Origin of the sequence: Nonomuraea sp. MTCD27, assembly GCF_041950495.1 — a bacterium.
GTDB lineage: Bacteria > Actinomycetota > Actinomycetes > Streptosporangiales > Streptosporangiaceae > Nonomuraea.
Map to the genome: position 1 here is coordinate 215,900 of NZ_JBGNUW010000010.1, position 16,808 is coordinate 232,707.

22 protein-coding genes are annotated in these 16,808 nt (G+C 71.0%); 12 read left to right on the plus strand and 10 right to left on the minus strand.

Annotated elements, in window-relative coordinates:
• Positions 1 to 8: 8 nt before the first annotated feature.
• Entirely contained in the window at positions 9 to 1,181 is a 1,173-nt protein-coding gene (locus ACBJ59_RS28815; RefSeq protein WP_375113351.1) for an MFS transporter, read from the minus strand.
• Positions 1,182 to 1,275: 94 nt separating this feature from the next.
• On the opposite strand from ACBJ59_RS28815, the gene ACBJ59_RS28820 reads away from it, so the two are divergent.
• A complete protein-coding gene (locus ACBJ59_RS28820) occupies positions 1,276 to 1,866 on the plus strand; it encodes a TetR/AcrR family transcriptional regulator (RefSeq protein WP_375113352.1) in 591 nt (196 codons plus the stop codon).
• Here ACBJ59_RS28820 and ACBJ59_RS28825 read toward each other — a convergent pair whose 3' ends face one another.
• Entirely contained in the window at positions 1,867 to 2,535 is a 669-nt protein-coding gene (locus ACBJ59_RS28825) for a DUF998 domain-containing protein (protein WP_375113353.1), read from the minus strand.
• Positions 2,536 to 2,631: 96 nt separating this feature from the next.
• Between ACBJ59_RS28825 and ACBJ59_RS28830 the strand changes: the two genes are divergently transcribed.
• On the plus strand, positions 2,632 to 2,823 hold the full coding sequence (locus ACBJ59_RS28830) for a hypothetical protein (protein WP_375113354.1): 192 nt from the start codon (positions 2,632 to 2,634) through the stop codon (positions 2,821 to 2,823).
• 54 nt (positions 2,824 to 2,877) lie between these two features.
• Complete coding sequence (locus ACBJ59_RS28835; protein WP_364118923.1) at positions 2,878 to 3,528, plus strand: DUF1707 domain-containing protein; 651 nt, start codon at positions 2,878 to 2,880, stop codon at positions 3,526 to 3,528.
• A 40-nt stretch (positions 3,529 to 3,568) separates the two neighbouring features.
• On the opposite strand, the gene glpX is transcribed toward ACBJ59_RS28835, so the two are convergent.
• Positions 3,569 to 4,603: a class II fructose-bisphosphatase gene (glpX, locus tag ACBJ59_RS28840; protein WP_364118920.1), complete on the minus strand. Its 1,035-nt coding sequence runs from the start codon at positions 4,601 to 4,603 to the stop codon at positions 3,569 to 3,571.
• Positions 4,604 to 4,774: 171 nt separating this feature from the next.
• On the opposite strand from glpX, the gene ACBJ59_RS28845 reads away from it, so the two are divergent.
• The 3 genes from ACBJ59_RS28845 (at position 4,775) to ACBJ59_RS28855 (ending at position 6,296) form a co-directional block, all read left to right on the plus strand.
• On the plus strand, positions 4,775 to 5,383 hold the full coding sequence (locus tag ACBJ59_RS28845; RefSeq protein WP_364118917.1) for a TetR/AcrR family transcriptional regulator: 609 nt from the start codon (positions 4,775 to 4,777) through the stop codon (positions 5,381 to 5,383).
• Positions 5,384 to 5,394: 11 nt separating this feature from the next.
• On the plus strand, positions 5,395 to 5,925 hold the full coding sequence (locus tag ACBJ59_RS28850) for a DUF4245 domain-containing protein (RefSeq protein ID WP_375113355.1): 531 nt from the start codon (positions 5,395 to 5,397) through the stop codon (positions 5,923 to 5,925).
• Between the two features lie 140 nt (positions 5,926 to 6,065).
• On the plus strand, positions 6,066 to 6,296 hold the full coding sequence (locus ACBJ59_RS28855) for an exodeoxyribonuclease VII small subunit (RefSeq protein ID WP_375113356.1): 231 nt from the start codon (positions 6,066 to 6,068) through the stop codon (positions 6,294 to 6,296).
• 44 nt (positions 6,297 to 6,340) lie between these two features.
• Here the strand turns inward: ACBJ59_RS28855 and ACBJ59_RS28860 are convergent, their stop codons facing one another.
• Complete coding sequence (locus tag ACBJ59_RS28860) at positions 6,341 to 6,754, minus strand: nitroreductase family deazaflavin-dependent oxidoreductase (protein ID WP_375113357.1); 414 nt, start codon at positions 6,752 to 6,754, stop codon at positions 6,341 to 6,343.
• 82 nt (positions 6,755 to 6,836) lie between these two features.
• Here ACBJ59_RS28860 and ACBJ59_RS28865 point away from each other — a divergent pair, with 82 nt between their 5' ends.
• On the plus strand, positions 6,837 to 7,436 hold the full coding sequence (locus ACBJ59_RS28865; RefSeq protein ID WP_375113358.1) for a TetR/AcrR family transcriptional regulator: 600 nt from the start codon (positions 6,837 to 6,839) through the stop codon (positions 7,434 to 7,436).
• Here ACBJ59_RS28865 and ACBJ59_RS28870 read toward each other — a convergent pair.
• Genes ACBJ59_RS28870 through ACBJ59_RS28880 form a run of 3 tightly spaced genes read right to left on the minus strand, consistent with a single transcriptional unit; the run spans position 7,433 to position 9,905 of the window.
• On the minus strand, positions 7,433 to 7,789 hold the full coding sequence (locus ACBJ59_RS28870) for a VOC family protein (protein WP_375113359.1): 357 nt from the start codon (positions 7,787 to 7,789) through the stop codon (positions 7,433 to 7,435). The two genes, ACBJ59_RS28865 and ACBJ59_RS28870, sit on opposite strands and share 4 nt — an antisense overlap.
• Before the next feature lie 25 nt (positions 7,790 to 7,814).
• The gene (gene xseA, locus ACBJ59_RS28875; protein WP_375113360.1) at positions 7,815 to 9,038 is read right to left on the minus strand and encodes an exodeoxyribonuclease VII large subunit; all 1,224 of its coding nucleotides are present in this window, start codon (positions 9,036 to 9,038) and stop codon (positions 7,815 to 7,817) included.
• Between the two features lie 27 nt (positions 9,039 to 9,065).
• The gene (locus ACBJ59_RS28880; RefSeq protein ID WP_375113361.1) at positions 9,066 to 9,905 is read right to left on the minus strand and encodes a hypothetical protein; all 840 of its coding nucleotides are present in this window, start codon (positions 9,903 to 9,905) and stop codon (positions 9,066 to 9,068) included.
• 101 nt (positions 9,906 to 10,006) lie between these two features.
• Here ACBJ59_RS28880 and ACBJ59_RS28885 point away from each other — a divergent pair, with 101 nt between their 5' ends.
• Positions 10,007 to 10,972, plus strand: coding sequence for a 4-hydroxy-3-methylbut-2-enyl diphosphate reductase (locus tag ACBJ59_RS28885; RefSeq protein WP_364118893.1), 966 nt, complete (start codon positions 10,007 to 10,009; stop codon positions 10,970 to 10,972).
• Here ACBJ59_RS28885 and ACBJ59_RS28890 read toward each other — a convergent pair.
• Positions 10,969 to 11,481, minus strand: a complete 513-nt coding sequence (locus tag ACBJ59_RS28890) for a DUF6542 domain-containing protein (RefSeq protein ID WP_364118890.1) — start codon at positions 11,479 to 11,481, stop codon at positions 10,969 to 10,971. The genes ACBJ59_RS28885 and ACBJ59_RS28890 overlap by 4 nt on opposite strands.
• 14 nt (positions 11,482 to 11,495) lie before the next feature.
• Positions 11,496 to 12,752: a DNA recombination protein RmuC gene (gene rmuC, locus ACBJ59_RS28895; protein WP_375113362.1), complete on the minus strand. Its 1,257-nt coding sequence runs from the start codon at positions 12,750 to 12,752 to the stop codon at positions 11,496 to 11,498.
• A gap of 96 nt (positions 12,753 to 12,848) precedes the next feature.
• Between rmuC and ACBJ59_RS28900 the strand changes: the two genes are divergently transcribed.
• Together ACBJ59_RS28900 and ychF are read left to right on the plus strand one after the other, a co-directional pair.
• A complete protein-coding gene (locus ACBJ59_RS28900) occupies positions 12,849 to 13,577 on the plus strand; it encodes a hypothetical protein (RefSeq protein WP_375113363.1) in 729 nt (242 codons plus the stop codon).
• Positions 13,578 to 13,588: 11 nt separating this feature from the next.
• A complete protein-coding gene (gene ychF / locus ACBJ59_RS28905) occupies positions 13,589 to 14,665 on the plus strand; it encodes a redox-regulated ATPase YchF (protein ID WP_364118885.1) in 1,077 nt (358 codons plus the stop codon).
• Positions 14,666 to 14,729: 64 nt separating this feature from the next.
• On the opposite strand, the gene ACBJ59_RS28910 is transcribed toward ychF, so the two are convergent.
• On the minus strand, positions 14,730 to 14,933 hold the full coding sequence (locus tag ACBJ59_RS28910; protein WP_375113364.1) for a hypothetical protein: 204 nt from the start codon (positions 14,931 to 14,933) through the stop codon (positions 14,730 to 14,732).
• Positions 14,934 to 15,126: 193 nt separating this feature from the next.
• On the opposite strand from ACBJ59_RS28910, the gene ACBJ59_RS28915 reads away from it, so the two are divergent.
• The gene (locus ACBJ59_RS28915; RefSeq protein WP_375113365.1) at positions 15,127 to 15,426 is read left to right on the plus strand and encodes a hypothetical protein; all 300 of its coding nucleotides are present in this window, start codon (positions 15,127 to 15,129) and stop codon (positions 15,424 to 15,426) included.
• A gap of 576 nt (positions 15,427 to 16,002) precedes the next feature.
• Positions 16,003 to 16,770, plus strand: coding sequence for a conjugal transfer protein (locus ACBJ59_RS28920; RefSeq protein WP_375113366.1), 768 nt, complete (start codon positions 16,003 to 16,005; stop codon positions 16,768 to 16,770).
• Positions 16,771 to 16,808: the final 38 nt, after the last annotated feature.

Below are 16,808 nucleotides of genomic sequence, written 5' to 3' on the forward strand. Positions count from 1 at the left end.
GAGCCGGATCAGGTGGCCGCCTGATCAGTGGTGGCCGCCGCCCGCTTCGGCGCGAAGCCCGGGGCCAGCACGATGATCGCGGCGGCCAGCACCAGCGGCGCGGCGAACGCGATCCGCATGCCCGCGGCGTCCGCGATGCCGCCCACCAGGGCCGCGCCCACGATGAAGCCGACGTAGTTGAAGAGGTTCACCCTGGCGATGGCCACGCCGGTGCCCGCCGGGTCCAGCCGGCCCGCCGCCGAGAACGACTGCGGCGCCACCACCGAGAGCCCCACCCCGGTCAGGCCGAACGCGACGATGCCCAGGAACTGGTTGGGGGCCACGACGACGCCCAGCAAGCCGAGGGTGGCGATCAGGCCGCCGATCCTGACGATGACGGCGGGGCCGTACCGGCGGACGGCGAAGTCGCCGCCGAGCCTGACGGCCAGGGTGGTCGCCTGGTACGCGACGTAGGCCAGCGGGATCACCCTCGGGCCGGCCGCCAGCACGTCCTTCATGAACACCGTGTTGAAGTTGGAGACGGCGGCGTCGCCGACGTACAGGAAGCCCATGGCCAGGCAGAGCGGGAGGATCGGCCGCCACGGGAACCTGCCCGCGGTCACGGTCGCCGTCTCGACCTTCTCCTCCTTCGGCGAACACAGCTTCGGCCCGGCGTAGATCGAGCCGGCCACGGCGAAGACCATGGGGACGGCCATGACCACCGGGAGCGGCAGGTCGGCCGCCGCCGAGGCCCACAGCGCGCCGGCCATGCTGAACACGCTCCACACGCAGTGGAACCCGTTCAGCACCTGGACGCCGTACCTGCGCTCGACCGCCACGCCCTGCATGTTCATGCCCGCGTCCACCGCGCCCACCGCCACCCCGAACAGCAGCAGCACCGGCACCAGCAGCGGCACGTTCGGCGCGAGGCCGGCGAGGACCACGGCGACGGCCACCATCGGCTGCGCGACGCGCAGCAGCAGCCTGCTCCCCAGCCGGGCGGCGAACGCGCCCGCCGCCACGCTGCCGACGCCCGCGAACACGGGCACGATCAGCAGCAGCAACGTGAGGGTGCCCTCGTCGAGCTCATGCTTGGCCTGCAGGTTCGCGACCTGGATGAGCAGAGTGGCAAAGGACAGGCCCTGCACGCCGAAGACGAAGAAGGCGGCGACCCGGGTCTGGCGATCACGCAAGGACGGCACGGCGGCCTCCTGATCGGGGGGAATCAAACGTGAGGCGCGGTCAGGTTAGCGGCTGCCAGACGCCCTCCGCCAGCACCCGGATAGGCTGCCGGGAGTGAAACGGGGCTACGCGTCCGGCGCGGCGCGCAGGGAGCGCATCCTGGCCACCGCGCTGCTGGAGTTCGCCGAGAACGGCTACCGCGGCGCGTCGCTGGCCCGCATCGCCGAGCGCGCCGAGCTGTCCCAGGCCGGGCTGCTGCACCACTTCAGGACCAAGGAGCTGCTGCTCATCGCGGTGCTGGACTACCGGGACGAGCTCGACACACGCAAGTTCGACCTCGCGCCGGAGGGCGGGATCGACGCGCTGCGGGCCCTGGTCGGCGTGGTGGAGCACAACTCCCGCGTGCCGGGCCTGGTGCAGCTCTTCTCCGTGATCAGCGGCGAGGCCGTGACCCCCGGCCACCCCGGGCACGACTGGGCCAAGCGCCGCTACCGGCGGCTGCGCGCGAACGTGGCGGCGGCGCTGCGCAGGGGCGCCGAGCGCGGCGAGCTCAGGGCCGGGCTCGACGCCGAGGCGCACGCCGACCGGCTGATCGCGATGATGGACGGCCTGCAGACGCAGTGGCTCATCGATCCGGAGCGGGTGGACATGGCGGCCGTCTTCAGGGGATACGTCGACGACCTGATCGCCCTGCTGCGGCCCTAGCTATCCGGCGGGCTGCTCGGCGGGGGCCTCCTCGCGCGCCGGCTCCGCCACGTTCAGCCGCCGCGCGGCCGCCCACACGCCGAGCGCCAGCAGCGCCGCGACCTCGGTGACGGCCAGGCCGCGTTCGACCAGCCCGAGCGGCATGACCCGATACCACGGCAGCCCGTTGCCGGCCCCGACCAGCATCACCGCGCCGATGCCCACCACCCACAACACCGAGCAGATCCCGAACCCGAACGCCAGCAGCGTGGCCCGGGACCGCTCCCGGTGCCGCCAGGGCCGGGCGATGACGACCGCCGCCAGCGGCAGGCACAGGAAGGCCACGAAGCTGCCCACCCGGTGGATGCTGCCGCTCGTGCTCGGCCCGACCGACCAGTCGTGCTTCTCGAACCAGGCGGTCAGGAACAGCCCGACGCTCCACCCCATGAGCGCGAGCGTGCCGAAGATCCCGGCCAGCCTCTTGCGGGCCAGCGACACCCCGATGGCCACCGACCCCGCCGCCAGCAGGCCCACCCCGAGACCGAAGAGCCAGCCGTCGGGACCGAGGCCGTGCTCGCTGATGGTCCGCCTGAGCGGGTTCATCTCGTCGAGACTCGACAGCTCCAGGCCGAGGATCACCGCTACGCCCGCGCCTGCCGCGCCGAGACCCCATCGCGCCGGTTGATGCACGCACACCTCCCCTTTGCCGGGAACAACGGCCGTGCGCGGGGATGGATTCCTAAGAAAATCCTTAGAAAACAGGGTGTTCAGGTCAGCGCGCGACGGATGAGGTCGTCGCTGAGCCGCCGCAGCCGCTTCCTGGCATCCAGCTCGTACGCCCTGCGCGCGGACGCGGACCTGGAACTGGCCGTCTACCTCGTCTTCGGCGGGATGTGGTACCGGTTGCTCAACCGCCACGCCGAGGTGAACGCGGAACTCGCGGAGGAGATCGCCGGACTGCTGGCCAGAATCCGCTGACATCGGCCCATTCGGCACGAGCGAACAGGGCGAGCGCCAGATATCGTCAGAAGTGTGAACGAACGCGCGGGATCGTGGTTGCCGAAGCTGCAGGAAGTCGGGGAGCGGCTGGCGGAGGAGTGGGTGCAAGCCCGCCGCCCTCCGGCGCCGAACGACATACCGCAGCCGCACGAGCTGCGCGCGTCCGACGCCGACCGCGAACGCATCGCCCAGGTGCTGCAGGACGCGCACGCCGACGGGCGGATCACGCTGGAGGAGCTGGAGGAGCGGCTCGGGGTGCTCTACGCCGCGCGCACACTCGGTGAGCTGGCCGCGCTGACCACCGACCTGCTGCCCGCCGAGCAGCAGCCGCTCAACCTCGACGGCCGGCCGGTCTCGGCCATCTTCAAGAAGGAGCAGCGCGGGGGGCGCTGGGTGGTGCCGGCCGAGCTCGGCGTGACGGCCATGTTCGGCACGACCAAGCTGGACTTCAGCGACGCGATCCTGCAGAACCGGCGGATCATCATCAACGCCACCCTGGTCTTCGGCGGGCTGGAGATCCGCGTGCCGGAGGGGCTGGAGGTGATCAGGGTGGCCAAGGACAAGACGGTCCGCCTGACCAAGCAGCCGACCGAGCCGGGGGCGCCCGTGGTGGAGGTGCGCACCACGAACTTCGCGGGCGAGGTCAAGGTCAAGGAGCCACCCCGCCGCAAGCGCCGCCGCTGATCTCCTGTGCCCGGCTCTCTCCTGCCGGCCGGGCGGCGGCTCAGCCGGCCGTGTCGAAGTTGATCGCGCTGTACGCGCGCAGCTTCCAGAGCTGGTGCTCGCTCTCGATCTTGCGGATCGTGCCCGACCGGCCGCGCATCACCAGCGACTGCGTCATCGCCGATCCGGCGCGGAACCGTACGCCCTGCATGAGCTCGCCCTGCGTGATGCCGGTCGCCGCGAAGAACACGTCGTCGGACCTGACCAGGTCGTTCGTGGTGAGCACCTGCCCGAGGTCGTGCCCGGCGTCGACGGCCTTGGCGCGCTCGGCGTCGTCGCGCGGCCACAGCCTGCCCTGGATCACGCCGCCCAGGCACTTGAGCGCGCACGCGGCCACGATGCCCTCGGGCGTGCCGCCGATGCCCAGCATCAGGTCGATGCCGGTGCCCGCGCGGGCCGCCATGATCGCGCCGGCCACGTCACCGTCGGTGATGAACTTGATGCGCGCGCCCGTCTCCCTGATCTCCTTGACCAGCCGCTCGTGCCGGGGCCGGTCGAGCACGACCACGGTCACGTCGGACGGCGAGCAGTGCTTGGCCCGGGCGACCGCGTTGATGTTCACCGCCACTGGGGCCTCGATGTCCACCGCGTCGGCCGCCTCCGGGCCGGTGACGAGCTTCTCCATGTAGAACACGGCCGACGGGTCGTACATCGAGCCGCGCTCGCTCACCGCGATCACCGAGACCGCGTCGGGCATGCCGAGCGCCGTCAGCCGGGTGCCGTCAATGGGGTCCACCGCGACGTCGCAGTCGGGGCCGCTGCCGTCGCCGACCTGCTCGCCGTTGTACAACATCGGCGCGTGGTCCTTCTCGCCCTCGCCGATGACGACCACGCCGTTCATCGAGACCGTGCTGATCAACTGGCGCATGGCGTTCACCGCCGCGCCGTCCGCGCCGTTCTTGTCACCCCGGCCGACCCACCTGGCCGCCGCCATCGCGGCCGCCTCCGTGACGCGGACGAGCTCCAGCGCAAGGTTGCGATCGGGGGCGTGCTCGCTCGTCGCGAGCGCCGGCGGCACGGAAGTCTGGTCGGACATGATGGCTGGCCTCCTTGTGGGACATCTACGTCGATCGTAGTTGCCGGTCTCTTCCCGGCCAGAGGGGGATAATCTGCTAGGGGAAGAACGGATTTTGCGCTATACGCTGTGCGCGCCAAGGATCTTGCCTCCAACATGGAGCGTGGCGCCCCGCCGTGGAGGAGATCCCGTATGAGCGATGTGGAGAACGTGGTCGCCCAGCCGCGTACGTCCGAGCGTGGGGCCGCCACGCGCAGCTCTCTTCTGGCCGCGGCCCAGGAGGTCTTCATCTCCAAGGGATTCGCCGAGGCGGGCGTGACGGACGTGGTGGCCAGGGCCGACGCGAGCGTGGGGAGCCTCTACCACCACTTCTCCGGCAAGGCCGATCTCTACCTCACGCTGTGGGAGGAGTTCCAGGCCAGGCAGACGCAGCGGACCAAGCTCGCCGCCCGCGCGGCCCGCGCCTCCGGCGAGAGCGACCCGATGCACGTGTTCGTCAGCGCCGCCCGCGCCTACCTCGACGGCTGCCTTGAGGAGCGCGAGGTCGCCGCGCTGTTCCTGCGCGGCGACGGGCCGCCCGGCTTCGAGGTGATCATGCGCGACCGGCTGCGCAAGTGGGCGCAGCGCAACGCGGCGCTGTTCGAGGATGAGAAGGCGCTCGTCGTGGTGATCACGGGGGCGCTGGCGGCGGCCGTGTCCGAGGTCGTGCTCTCGGGCGATCGCGGCCTGGCCGAGGAGGTGCTCGCCATCATCGGCCAGATCCGCCCGGCCGCTTCGGCGACCGGTCCCTCCAGCGGGTAACCTCGCCAACTGTGCGACGGTTCACCCAAGGTCTGTACGGCTACGCGGTAGCCCTGTTCGTGTGCCTCGCGGGGGCCGGGCTGTTCCTGCTGGTCACCCCGCAGAGCCGGGATGAGCACATCCCGCGGCTCGACTACTCGATCACCGTCGCGAACTTCGGCCACTCGGTGCCGTACGGCGTGTGGGCCCCCCAGGGCGACCCGGCCGGCTGGGTGCCCAACAGCAACCGCATCGCCAAGGGCGAGAACGGCGCGCAGGTCCTCTACCTCGGGTTCGCCACGGCCCAGCGGGAGCACGCGATGTTCGTGCAGAGCAACGAGCAGCCGGCGGCCGGGTTCGCCAGCCGCATGGCCAACACCGACAAGGCCACGGGCACGCTGCAGGTCGGCGGGGTCGCCTGGGAGCAGCGCTTCCGCGAGGACAAGAACCAGCGCTCGCTGGTGCGCGTGCTGCCCGACGTGACGCTGGTCGTCACCGGCACGGCCGACTGGGCCGAGCTGGGTGAGCTGGCGGGCCGGCTCCAGCAGCGCCCGAAGGGCTGACGGCCACCTCTCCAGCAGCGGCCGGAGGGCTGGGCATCCGTCCGGAGGCGTGCTCCCGACGTGCTCCGGACGTGCTCCGGACGGCTGAGGCGCGTGTGCGGAGGCCGAGGTTGTCGGCCGGCGCGTCTAGGGTGGTTGGCGTGGCAGACGAGAAGGCACCCTCATACGAGCAGGCCCGCGAGGAGCTGACCGAGGTGGTGCGCCGCCTGGAGACCGGCGGGCTCACCCTGGAGCAGTCGATCGAGCTCTGGGAGCGCGGGGAGAAGCTGGCGGCCGTCTGCGAGGAGTGGCTCCAAGGAGCCAGGGTCAAGCTGGCCGCCGCCATGGCCCGCCGCTCCGAGCCCGGCACCTCCGACGACGCGCCCTTCTAGACCCTCGGTTCCTCCGGCGGCGTGCCAGGTCTCCGGAGGGGCGGTCAGGCGGCCGTTCTGAGCAGGGCCACCACCGGGATGCGACGGGTGGTCTTGGCCTCGTACTCGGCGAATCCGGGGGCCAGCGCCACCATCCGGGCGTAGAGCTCATCGCGCTCCTCGCCCTCGACGAACTCGGCCTTGACCCCGAACTCCTCCGTCCCCACCTCGACCCTCGCCTCGGGAGTGGCGCGCAGGTTGTGGTACCACGCAGGGTGGTTGTCGGCGCCGGCGTTGGAAGCGATGATCACGTAACGATCGCCGTCCGCGAGATACATCACCGGCGTGGTCGTGGGCTTGCCGCTTCTGGCTCCCGTGGTCGTCAGCAGCACCAGCGGGGAGCCCTCGAACATGCCGCCGACCCGGCCCTCGTTGGCCCGGAACTCGTCGATGATCTGCTGGTTGAACTCGTTGGGCATTCTCGGCTCCTCAAAATCGGAGAACTCTCCGGTTGGAGTCTAATCGGAGAGTTCTCCGTTTGCCAGGGATATGCTCGGCGGCGTGCGTGGACGTCGATCCCTGCCCGTCATCGGGCAACCCCAGCCCGAACGGGCCGATGCCGCACGGAACCGGCAGAAGATCATCGAGGTGGCGGCGAAGATGATCGCCGAGAGCGGCGCCAAGGGCCTGTCACTCGATGAGGTCGCCCGCGTCGCCGGTGTCGGCGTCGGCACGGTCTACCGGCGCTTCGGCGACCGCGCGGGGCTGGTCCTGGCCCTGATCGACGAGCGGGAGCGGCAGTTCCAGGCCGCCTTCTTCGCCGGGCCGCCGCCGCTCGGCCCCGGCGCCCCCGCGGGCGAGCGGATCGTCGCCTTCCTGCACGCGCTGATCGATCGGATCGTGGCGCAGCAGGAGTTGTTCCTGGTGCTGGAGAAGGGCGGCAAGACGAACCGGTTCAGCGGGCCGTACCGCGTGCACCACATCCACCTGGCCACCCTGATCGCGCAGGCCTGCCCGGAGGTCGACGCCCGCTACCTGGCCGACGCCCTGCTCGCGCCGGTCAACGCCTGCCTGATCGCCTTCCAGCGGGAGGAGCGCGGCATGACGGTCGAGGAGATCAAGTCCGGCCTCACCACCCTGGCCGAGGCCGTCACCGGTTAGGTCATGAGGCAGAGCAGGTTGCCCTCCGAGTCCCGGAACGCGGCCATCCGGATCTCCTTGCCCGGCGTGCCGAACGTGCCGTCGTCGGTGAAGATCAGATGCGGCTCCTCGACGATCGCGACCTCGTTGGCCCGTAACCGGGCCACGTCCGCCTCGAGGTCGTCGGAGGCGAGGTAGAGCACGGCCGAGGGGGCGCTCTTCTCGATCAGCAGGCGTACGCCGTCGAGGTCGAAGAAGGCCAGCCCGGGCGGCCGGTAGGTGGCGATGTGCCGCAGGCCCAGCACGTCGCGGTAGAAGGCGGTGGCCCTCTCGAGGTCGTCGGCGTGCTGGGCGACCTGGGTGAGTCCTCTCATGGGCCGACGGTAGACCTCGGGCCGGTCACTCGCCCCCGGTTTCGCCCGGCTCCTCCGCGCGCACGGTCAGGCGGTCGTCGGTCAGGCGGATCGTCAGCACGGTGCCGGGGGAGACGTCTTTCGCCAGGCGTACGACCTCGCCGGAGGGATGTTGCACGATGGCGTAGCCGCGCTCCAGCGTGGCCGCCGGGGACAGGGAGACGAGGCGGGCGCGCAGGTGGGCGAGGTCGTCGGCGGCGCGGTCGAGGGAGCCGGACAACGAGCGCCTGGCCCGGTCGCGCAGCGCCTCGGCCTGCTCGGCCCGGCGCTCCAGCTCGCGTACGGGATCGGCCAGCGAGGGCCGCGAACGCACGGACGTCAGCCAGGACATCTCCCGGTCGAGCCAGCCGCTCACCACCCTGCGGCTCCGGTCGCGGAGCTGGCGCACCAGCGTGAGCTGCTCGCCCACGTCGGGCACGACCTTCTTGGCCGCGTCGGTGGGGGTGGACGCGCGCACGTCGGCCACCAGGTCGAGCAGCGGGCTGTCCTGCTCGTGGCCGATCGCGCTCACCACCGGGGTGCGGCAGGCGGCCACCGCGCGGACGAGCGTCTCGTCGGAGAACGGCAGGAGGTCCTCCAGCGAGCCGCCGCCGCGGGCGACGACGATCACCTCCACCGCGGAGTCGGCGTCGAGCTTGCGCAGCGCCTCGGTGACCTCGGCCACCGCGTACGGCCCCTGCACGGCCACTTCCTCGACCTTGAACCGCACGGCGGGCCAGCGCCGGCGGGAGTTCTCCAGCACGTCACGCTCGGCCGCCGAGTCGCGGCCGCAGACGAGCCCGATCGTGCCCGGCAGGAACGGCAGCCGCCGCTTCCTGTCGGCGTTGAACAGCCCCTCGGCGGCCAGCAGCTTCCTGAGCCGCTCCAGCCGGACCAGCAGCTCGCCCACGCCGACCGGGCGCATCTCCAGCGCGGTGAAGGCGAACGAGCCCCTGTTGACCCAGAAGTCGGGCTTGACGTGCACCACGACCCTCGCGCCGTCGGACGGTCGCGGCTCGGTCGCCTCGTAGACGCCACGCGGGGCTGTGACCCTGGCGGACACGTTGGCGACCGGGTCGCGCAGGGTCATGTACACCGTGCCGCCACGCGCGCTCAGGTCGGTGATCTGGCCCTCGACCCAGACCGTGCCGAGTCTGCCGATCCAGCCGCCCACCATCTGCAGGACCGTGCGGATCGGCAGGGGAGACTCGGGCGTGGTCTTCGAGGTCATGGCGGAAGACTACGGGTTCGGTGTGACTTATTCCCCGGCCTGGAGCTTGGCGAGGCGGTTCTCGAACATCCGGATGACCTCGGGCCGCGCCGTCGTCGCCCGCTCGTACGCCAGGTAGTCGCCGATCTGCTCGGCGGACTTGCCGCGCATCCTGGCGCGCAGCGAGGCGACGGTGAGCTCGGAGTAGCCGGGCAGCGGCTCGGTCAGATCCACGGCCGCGGGGGCGGCCGGCTCGGGCGCCCGGGTGGGCTCCGCCGTGGCCGCGGCGGGCTCGGGCGCGGGCGCCGGCTCGGGCGCGGCCACCGGCTCCGCGGCCTTGGGGGCGGCCTCGGGAGCGGGGGCGGGCTCGGGGGCCGGCTCGGGGGCGGGCTTGGCTGCGGGCTTGGGGGCGGGCTTGGGGGCGGCGTCGGTCTTGGTGGGGGACTCGGTCTTGGTGGGGGACTCGGCCTTGGGGGCGGCCTCCGTCTCCGGCTCGGCGACGGTCACCGGCTCGGCCTTGCCCGCCGGCGCGAAGATGACCGGGTCGGGCTTGGTCCTGGCGACGCCGTTGGGCTCGGCGGTGCCGGGCCGCGGCGCGAAGATGACCGGCTCCTTGCGCTCCGGCTTGTCCTCCTCGGTCTCCGCCGGGGCGACGGCCACCTGCTCGGCGGCGGAGGGACGGGAGTCGTGGACCTCCTCGCGCTCCTCCTCCTTGCGGCCGAGGCCCTTGATGGAGTTCTTCATGCGGTCCACGAGCAGCAGCGCCTGGCCCGCGGCGCTGAGCGTGGTCTGGACGACGAGCAGGGGCAGGTCCTTCGCCTTCTCCTTCAGCTCGTCCTTGTTGGTGACGGTTCTTGCGATGTTGCGTATCACGTCGCTAAGGGACATGTACGTCTCCCTGGGAGGTCAGTATTGGACGGCTAGTCTGGCAAACCGCGGGCAACCACGCACGCGCGGGCCAGGAGGCCGCTCCACGTAGCATAGAAAGTATGGAGCCCCAGACCCCCACTTCCCGCCGAGTCCTCGTCGCCAAGCCACGGGGCTACTGTGCCGGAGTCGATCGAGCCGTGGTAGCGGTCGAGAAGGCTCTGGAGCAGTACGGCGCGCCGATCTACGTTCGTAAGCAGATCGTTCACAACACCCACGTCGTCAAGACGCTCGAGGCCAGGGGCGCCATCTTCGTCGAGGAGACCGAGGAGGTGCCGGAGGGGGAGATCGTCGTGTTCTCCGCCCATGGAGTGTCCCCGGCCGTGCACGAGGAGGCCAGGCAGCGTCATCTGCGCACCATCGACGCCACCTGCCCGCTGGTCACGAAGGTGCACAACGAGGCGAAGCGGTTCGCCGCGAAGGACTACGACATCCTGCTGATCGGGCACGAGGGTCACGAGGAGGTCGAGGGCACCTCCGGTGAGGCCCCCGACCACATCCAGCTCGTCGACGGTCTCGACTCGGTCGACAAGGTGCAGGTGAAGGACCCGAGCCGGCTGGTGTGGCTGTCGCAGACCACGCTGTCGGTCGACGAGACCACCGAGACCGTCGCCCGGCTCAAGGAGCGCTTCCCCACGCTGATCGACCCGCCCAGCGACGACATCTGCTACGCCACGCAGAACCGTCAGGTGGCGGTCAAGGAGATCGCCGCCGAGTCGGAGCTCGTGATCGTGGTCGGCTCGGAAAACTCCTCCAACTCCAAGCGGCTGGTCGAGGTGGCCAAGGACTACGGCGCGCAGGCGTCCTACCTGGTCGACAACGCCGAGTTCATCCGCGACGAGTGGCTCGACGGCGTCACCACGGTCGGCGTGACCAGCGGTGCCTCCGTGCCGGAAGAGCTGGTCGACGAGGTGCTGGCGCGGCTGGCCAAGCACGGGTTCGGCGACGTGAGCGAGGTCGAGCCGGTGCAGGAGAGCATGCGCTTCGCCCTGCCCCACGAGCTGCGCAAGGACCTGCGCGTCTCCTAGTCCTCCCCGCGCGGGGTGCCGTAGACCTTGGGCTCGAAATAGCCCTCCGGTTCGGGTACGAACGGCTGGCGCGGGCGCGGCACCTCCGCCGCGCCCGCCTTCAGCTCTTCGCGCAGCTCGCGTACGTTGTCGCGGAGCCCCCGCCGCCACGCGACGCCCAGCACGATCGCCGAGCCCGCGAACAACCACGGCGCGCCCCGCGTCAGTGACGTGTAGAGCCCCAGCGCCAGCGACTGCACGATCGACACCGACCCGAAAGCCCGCCCGAGCTCGACGAACAGCGTGGCGCAGAAGAACACCAGCGGCGGCGTCACCACCAGCGACAGCAGCTCGCGCCGGTTGACCAGCAGGGCGCCGAGCAGGCTCGACAGCACGAACGCCGCGCCCACGACGTGGTCGACGTCGAGCACGGCCGTCAGCACATAGCCCGCCAGGGTGGCCACCAGGGCGAGCGCGATGGCGCCGCGCGCCGTCAACCTGACGGCAGAACGCCTGCCTTTCTCACCCACTCGGCCTCCCCCGTTTACTGTGACCCGTTGGCCAACTTACCGTTCGCGTGGGAAATCAGAGATGAGGTTTCGAGCAGTTCGGGGGAGGCCAGGGGTCTGGGCAGCGCTTCGAGCATCTCGGGGGAGTCGAGATCGCCGTCGACGACGCCCAGATCGTGCAGCTTGCGCGCGGTGACCAGGACGCGGCTTTCGAGCGACCCGACCGACTTGTTGTACGCCTCCACGGCCCGGGTCAGCGCCCTGCCGAGCGAGTCGACGTTGCGGCCCAGGGACGACAGCCGCTCGTACAACTCCTTGCCCAGCTCGAACACCGCCCGCGCGTTCTCGCTCAGCGCGGCCTGCTGCCAGGCGTAGTGCGCGGTGCGCAGCATCGTGATCAGCGTCGTGGGCGTGGCGATGTGCACGCGCCGCGTCATGGCGTATTCGAGCAGCCCGGGATCGCGTTCGAGGGCCGGCGCCAGGAACGCCTCACCGGGGATGAACAGCACCACGAACTCCGGCGACGGGTTGAACCCCTGCCAGTAGGCCTTGGCCGCCAGCCGGTCGATGTGCTCGCGCACGTGCCGGGCGTGCGCGTCGAGGCGGACGGAGGCCAGCGACTCGTCCGACGCCTCGGCGGCCTCCAGGTAGGCCGCCAGCGAGACCTTGGAGTCGACCACGATGTTCTTGCCCCCGGCCAGCCTGACGACCATGTCGGGCCGCATGGAGCCCTCGGTGACCTGCTCGTCGAAGTCGCAGTGGCGCTGCATGCCGGCGATCTCGGCGACCCTGCGGAGCTGCAGCTCGCCCCACCGGCCGCGCGCCTCGGGCCGCTGCAGGGCCCTGACCAGGGCGGTGGTCTGGGAGCGGAGCTGCTCGTGGCTCTGCCGGACGAACTCCATCTGCTTGACCAGCTCGGCCCGCGCCGCCCGCTGGCCCGACTCGGTGTCGCGAAGCTGCGCCTCGACCCGGGCGAGCGCGTCCTTCAGCGGCTCCACCAGGTGCTCGACGGCCTGCCTGCGCTGCTCCAGGTCGCCGGTGGCCTCGGCGCGGCTGGCCGCCAGCCTGGTCTCGGCCAGCTCCAGGAACCGTACGTTGTTGACGTCGAGCGCGCGCGTGGACAGGGCCTGGAAGCGCTCGGTGAGCTGCTCCTCGACGTAGACCAGCTTCTCGGCGGACGACCTGGCACGCGCGTCGGCCTCCGCCACCCGCACCGCCGCCCGCGTCCGGGCCACGAGGAACCCGATGACCAGCCCGACGGCGAGACCTATGAGAAGCGAGACGACGTCCACTCCATCGATGATTGCAGGACTTCGGGGCGCGGCTCTTCCCGACACGCTTGGGCGTTCCGCTTGTGCGGCATATGCGCTGTCACTCAGAGTACTGGGATGGACACGCTACCGAAGCTGGCCGCCGCCGGCGCCGCCGTGGCGGTCGCCCTGGTCGCGCTGGCCGGCGCCGTCATAGCCGGGTCAGGGGACGGGTCCGGAGCCGGGGCCGGGGTCCGGCCGGTGCTGCGCTGGTCGCCCGGCGCGTGCGTCACGGGCGGCTACGCGCTGATCGAGTGCAACGACGGGGAGTCCGAGGTGGTGGGGCTGGCCCCCGACCCGCCGGGGCCCGGCGACTGCCCGCTGGACACCGACGCCGTCCTGCGGGTCGGCGGGGGCCGTACGGCCTGCGTACGCAACTTCCTGGACCCGCACCCCGGCGCCCCCGGAGGAGGCGGCGGCCTGCTCAGGCCGGGCGACTGCGTCACGCTCGACGGCCGCGAACGGGCCTGCGCCCGGCCCGGCTGGTACGGCAGGGCGGTCGCGATCGTCCCGGCCGCCACCGGGTGCCCCGCCGGCACCCTGGACACCCTCGACGGCGACTCCCACGTGATCTGCCTGGGCCGGGGCGGCCAGGTGCTCGACCGGGGCGCGTGCGTCGCCGAGCCCGCCACCGACGTGATCGCCAGGTCCGCCGTCACCAGGGTGCCCTGCGACTCCCCGCACGCCTGGGCCAGGGTGCTGTCGTTCGAGGCCGCGCCCGGGGACTGCCCGCCGAGCTCGCGCCGCTACCTGCGCGCCGACGGTGGCTACCGTCCGGTGACCTGTCTGTACGTGCTCAGCAAGTAAACTCGCTCTCCGTGAGTCTCTCGATTGGCATCGTCGGCCTGCCCAACGTCGGTAAGTCCACGCTCTTCAACGCGCTGACCAAGACCGGCAACGCGCTCGCGGCGAACTACCCGTTCGCCACCATCGAGCCCAACGTGGGCATCGTCGGCGTGCCCGACGACCGGCTCCCCGTGCTGGCCGAGATCTTCGGATCGGCCCGCATCCTGCCCGCCAAGGTCGAGTTCGTCGACATCGCGGGCCTGGTCAAGGGCGCTTCGGAGGGGCAGGGCAGGGGCAACCAGTTCCTCGCCAACATCCGCGACACCGACGCGATCTGCCAGGTGATCCGGGTCTTCGGCGATCCCGACGTCACCCACGTGGACGGCGAGATCTCCCCCAAGCGCGACATCGAGACCATCAACACCGAGCTGATCATGGCCGACCTGCAGACGGTCGAGAAGGCCATCCCGCGCCTGCAGAAGGAGGCGCGCAACAACAAGGACAAGAAGGCCGCGCTGGAGGCCACAGAGGCCGCGCTGGCCGTCCTGGAGACCGGCAAGACCATCTTCGAGAGCGGCCTCGACCGCGACGAGCTGCGCGAGCTCCACCTGCTGACGGCCAAGCCGTTCCTGTACGTGTTCAACCTCGACGCCGACGAGCTGATCGACTCGGCGCTCAGGGAGCAGCTGTCCACGCTGGTCGCCCCGGCCGAGGCCGTCTTCCTCGACGCCAAGATCGAGTCGGAGCTGGTCGAGCTCGACGAGGACGAGGCGCTGGAGCTGCTGCAGTCGGTCGGGCAGGAGGAGTCGGGCCTGCGCCAGCTCGCCAGGGTCGGCTTCGAGACGCTGGGCCTGCAGACCTACCTGACGGCCGGGCCGAAGGAGACCAGGGCCTGGACGATCCGGAAGGGCGCCACGGCGCCCGAGGCGGCCGGCGTGATCCACACCGACTTCCAGCGCGGCTTCATCAAGGCTGAGGTCGTCTCCTTCGAGGAGCTGGTCGAGGCCGGTTCCATCGCCAACGCCCGCTCGGCCGGCAAGGCCCGCGTCGAGGGCAAGGACTACGTCATGCGCGACGGGGACGTGGTGGAGTTCCGCTTCAACGTCTGAGCAGGCGTTCGCGGCAAGTGGGGCGCGGCCGGAGCTTTTTCGGCCGCGCGCTCCCGTTCCCCTCTCAGCCGGCGTGGACGAGCTGCTGGTCCCACGTGCCGCCGCGGCAGATGGCCATGCCCTCGCCGACCGGCGTGACGGTGCCGCCGTCGTCGGTGCACTCGCCGGCGGTCACCCAGGCGGGCGCGGCGAGGGCGGGAGAGACCGCGGCGAGGGCGTACGCGGTGAGCAGAGCGGCGGGCGCGAGAGCCGCGGCGATTCGTCGCATGTCCTGAGTCCAATCACGTAGAGCGAACCTTCGCTACGGTAGGTTACCGACGGCGACCGGCGGCGAAGCACCCTTAGAGGTCTGATTCCCGGGGACGACTGGACGTTTGTTCCGGGGACAACTGATGCGTCAACCACTTTGGGCCCCCGCGCGTCGAATCGTCACGGCGTTCACGCTGACTCGGGAGGCCCTCATGATCCGTCGCATCATCCGGAAACGACGCCCGGCGCCCACGCTCGCCGGCATCAGCCTCGAGGAGGAGCTCGCCCTCATCAGGGTCGAGCTCATGTACGGCCTGCGTGTCAACCGCGAGGCGTACCTCCGCAGGAAGGTCGACGAGCGGAACGAGATGGCGACGCGGATGCGGGAGCGCGAGCCCGCCGAGATGCTGGCCGATCTGCGCGGCTCGCTGGAGCGGGCGGTCCGGCCCACGGTCGTCGATCTGCACAGCAGGCGCCAGGCGCGCTCCTCCCAGGACCCGGAGCCGGCCTGACCTGGACCCCCTCTGCTCGCGATCCATGCCGAATCCGCAGGTCGCGACAGTCCATGCCTGTTTTGGACAGGAATCCATGGCCGTCCCGCTATGCGATTTTAGGCGTCTGGCCTGGTCAGAAGCCGATTCCACCGGGAATTGACAGGAATCGGCACTGTGGCCTGTCATGCGGGCCCGGTTTGCCGTCAGGACGGTCATGCCGCAGCATGGGCGTGGCTTTCCTGGAACAATGGCGGAGACCGGATAGGGTGACTACTTCACCGCGGATGATGGGGATCGGCAACGGACGACACCGCGCCAGCCGGGGGGATCGGCGCGAGCGGAGGCGTGATGGCTCGTAGGTCTACCGTCCAGCACGATCCTCGGATCGCTGACGGGCCCGGGCTTTCCGCAACCCTGGACACGGCTGACTTCGACGCGCCGCAGCCCCGCCGGCCGCGGCGCGGCGGCTGGTCGGGTGGCGGCGGACGGTGGCTGGTGTGGACCGGCCGCATCATTCTCTGGGCGCTTATTGTGGTTATCGTGGTGAATGGGATTCGTGCCCCATTTGAGCGGTTTGCCCAGCAAGAGCCTGCAATGTCCAATGGCGCCGTGCAGGCGGACAAGGGGTTCCCCGCAGACCGCGGCATGGCTTTCGCCGCGCAGTTCGCCGGGGTCTATCTCAATTTCAACCCGGAAGACGCGGCCAGCAGGTCGAACAAACTGGCGGCGTTCCTGGCCGAGGGCATGGATCCGCAGCTGGGCTGGGACGGCTACGGCCAGATGGCGGCCGTCGCGATCCAGCCGTACGACATCGAGCCGACCGACGACCACAACGCCGTGGTGCGCGTGGCGTTCCAGTCGGGTCCGCGCAGGATGATGCTCTCGGTGCCGATCTACTACGCCGGCGACGCCGGCGGGCGCTTCGTCGTGGCGGGCAGCCCGGCGATCCTGCCCGCGCCGCCCCCGGCCGACCTCCCCCAGGTCGCCCGGCCGGAGACGGACGACGCGGCCGCGGCCGAGCTCAAACCACAGCTGGAGGGCTTCTTCAAGGACTACGCGTCCGGCGACGCCGCCGGGCTGCAGCGCTATGTCGCCGCGGGCAAGAGCCTGCCCAGCTTCGGCGGCGCGTTCGCCTTCTCACAGCTCAAGGAAGTCGTGGTGCCTGTGGGGGGTGCCACCCGAGAGATCCAGGCGGTCGTGGTGTGGGCCGTGCGGAACGGCGACGCCGCGCCCACTCCCAGCACCACCGACCCCACGGCGGTCGGCGGCACGCTGGAGCAGGTCTACCGCCTGACCGTCGAAAAGCAGGGCGACAAGTGGTTCGTCGCCGACATCCGCGGCGCCGGCCGGGTCGTTGGATAGAAGCACGGCCGCGCTGCTGATCGGTACCCCCCGGGAGG

What these genes read in the sequence shown, in the direction of transcription:
- ACBJ59_RS28830 (WP_375113354.1), top strand. Translation starts at nt 2,632, where the DNA reads ATGAGGTCGTCGCTGAGCCGCCGCAGCCGCTTCCTGGCATCCAGCTCG.
- glpX (WP_364118920.1), bottom strand. Translation starts at nt 4,603, where the DNA reads ATGTCCGACCAGACTTCCGTGCCGCCGGCGCTCGCGACGAGCGAGCAC.
- ACBJ59_RS28845 (WP_364118917.1), top strand. Translation starts at nt 4,775, where the DNA reads ATGAGCGATGTGGAGAACGTGGTCGCCCAGCCGCGTACGTCCGAGCGT.
- ACBJ59_RS28860 (WP_375113357.1), bottom strand. Translation starts at nt 6,754, where the DNA reads ATGCCCAACGAGTTCAACCAGCAGATCATCGACGAGTTCCGGGCCAAC.
- ACBJ59_RS28870 (WP_375113359.1), bottom strand. Translation starts at nt 7,789, where the DNA reads ATGAGAGGACTCACCCAGGTCGCCCAGCACGCCGACGACCTCGAGAGG.
- xseA (WP_375113360.1), bottom strand. Translation starts at nt 9,038, where the DNA reads ATGACCTCGAAGACCACGCCCGAGTCTCCCCTGCCGATCCGCACGGTC.
- ACBJ59_RS28880 (WP_375113361.1), bottom strand. Translation starts at nt 9,905, where the DNA reads ATGTCCCTTAGCGACGTGATACGCAACATCGCAAGAACCGTCACCAAC.
- ACBJ59_RS28885 (WP_364118893.1), top strand. Translation starts at nt 10,007, where the DNA reads ATGGAGCCCCAGACCCCCACTTCCCGCCGAGTCCTCGTCGCCAAGCCA.
- ACBJ59_RS28900 (WP_375113363.1), top strand. Translation starts at nt 12,849, where the DNA reads ATGGACACGCTACCGAAGCTGGCCGCCGCCGGCGCCGCCGTGGCGGTC.
- ACBJ59_RS28910 (WP_375113364.1), bottom strand. Translation starts at nt 14,933, where the DNA reads ATGCGACGAATCGCCGCGGCTCTCGCGCCCGCCGCTCTGCTCACCGCG.
- ACBJ59_RS28915 (WP_375113365.1), top strand. Translation starts at nt 15,127, where the DNA reads ATGATCCGTCGCATCATCCGGAAACGACGCCCGGCGCCCACGCTCGCC.
- ACBJ59_RS28920 (WP_375113366.1), top strand. Translation starts at nt 16,003, where the DNA reads ATGTCCAATGGCGCCGTGCAGGCGGACAAGGGGTTCCCCGCAGACCGC.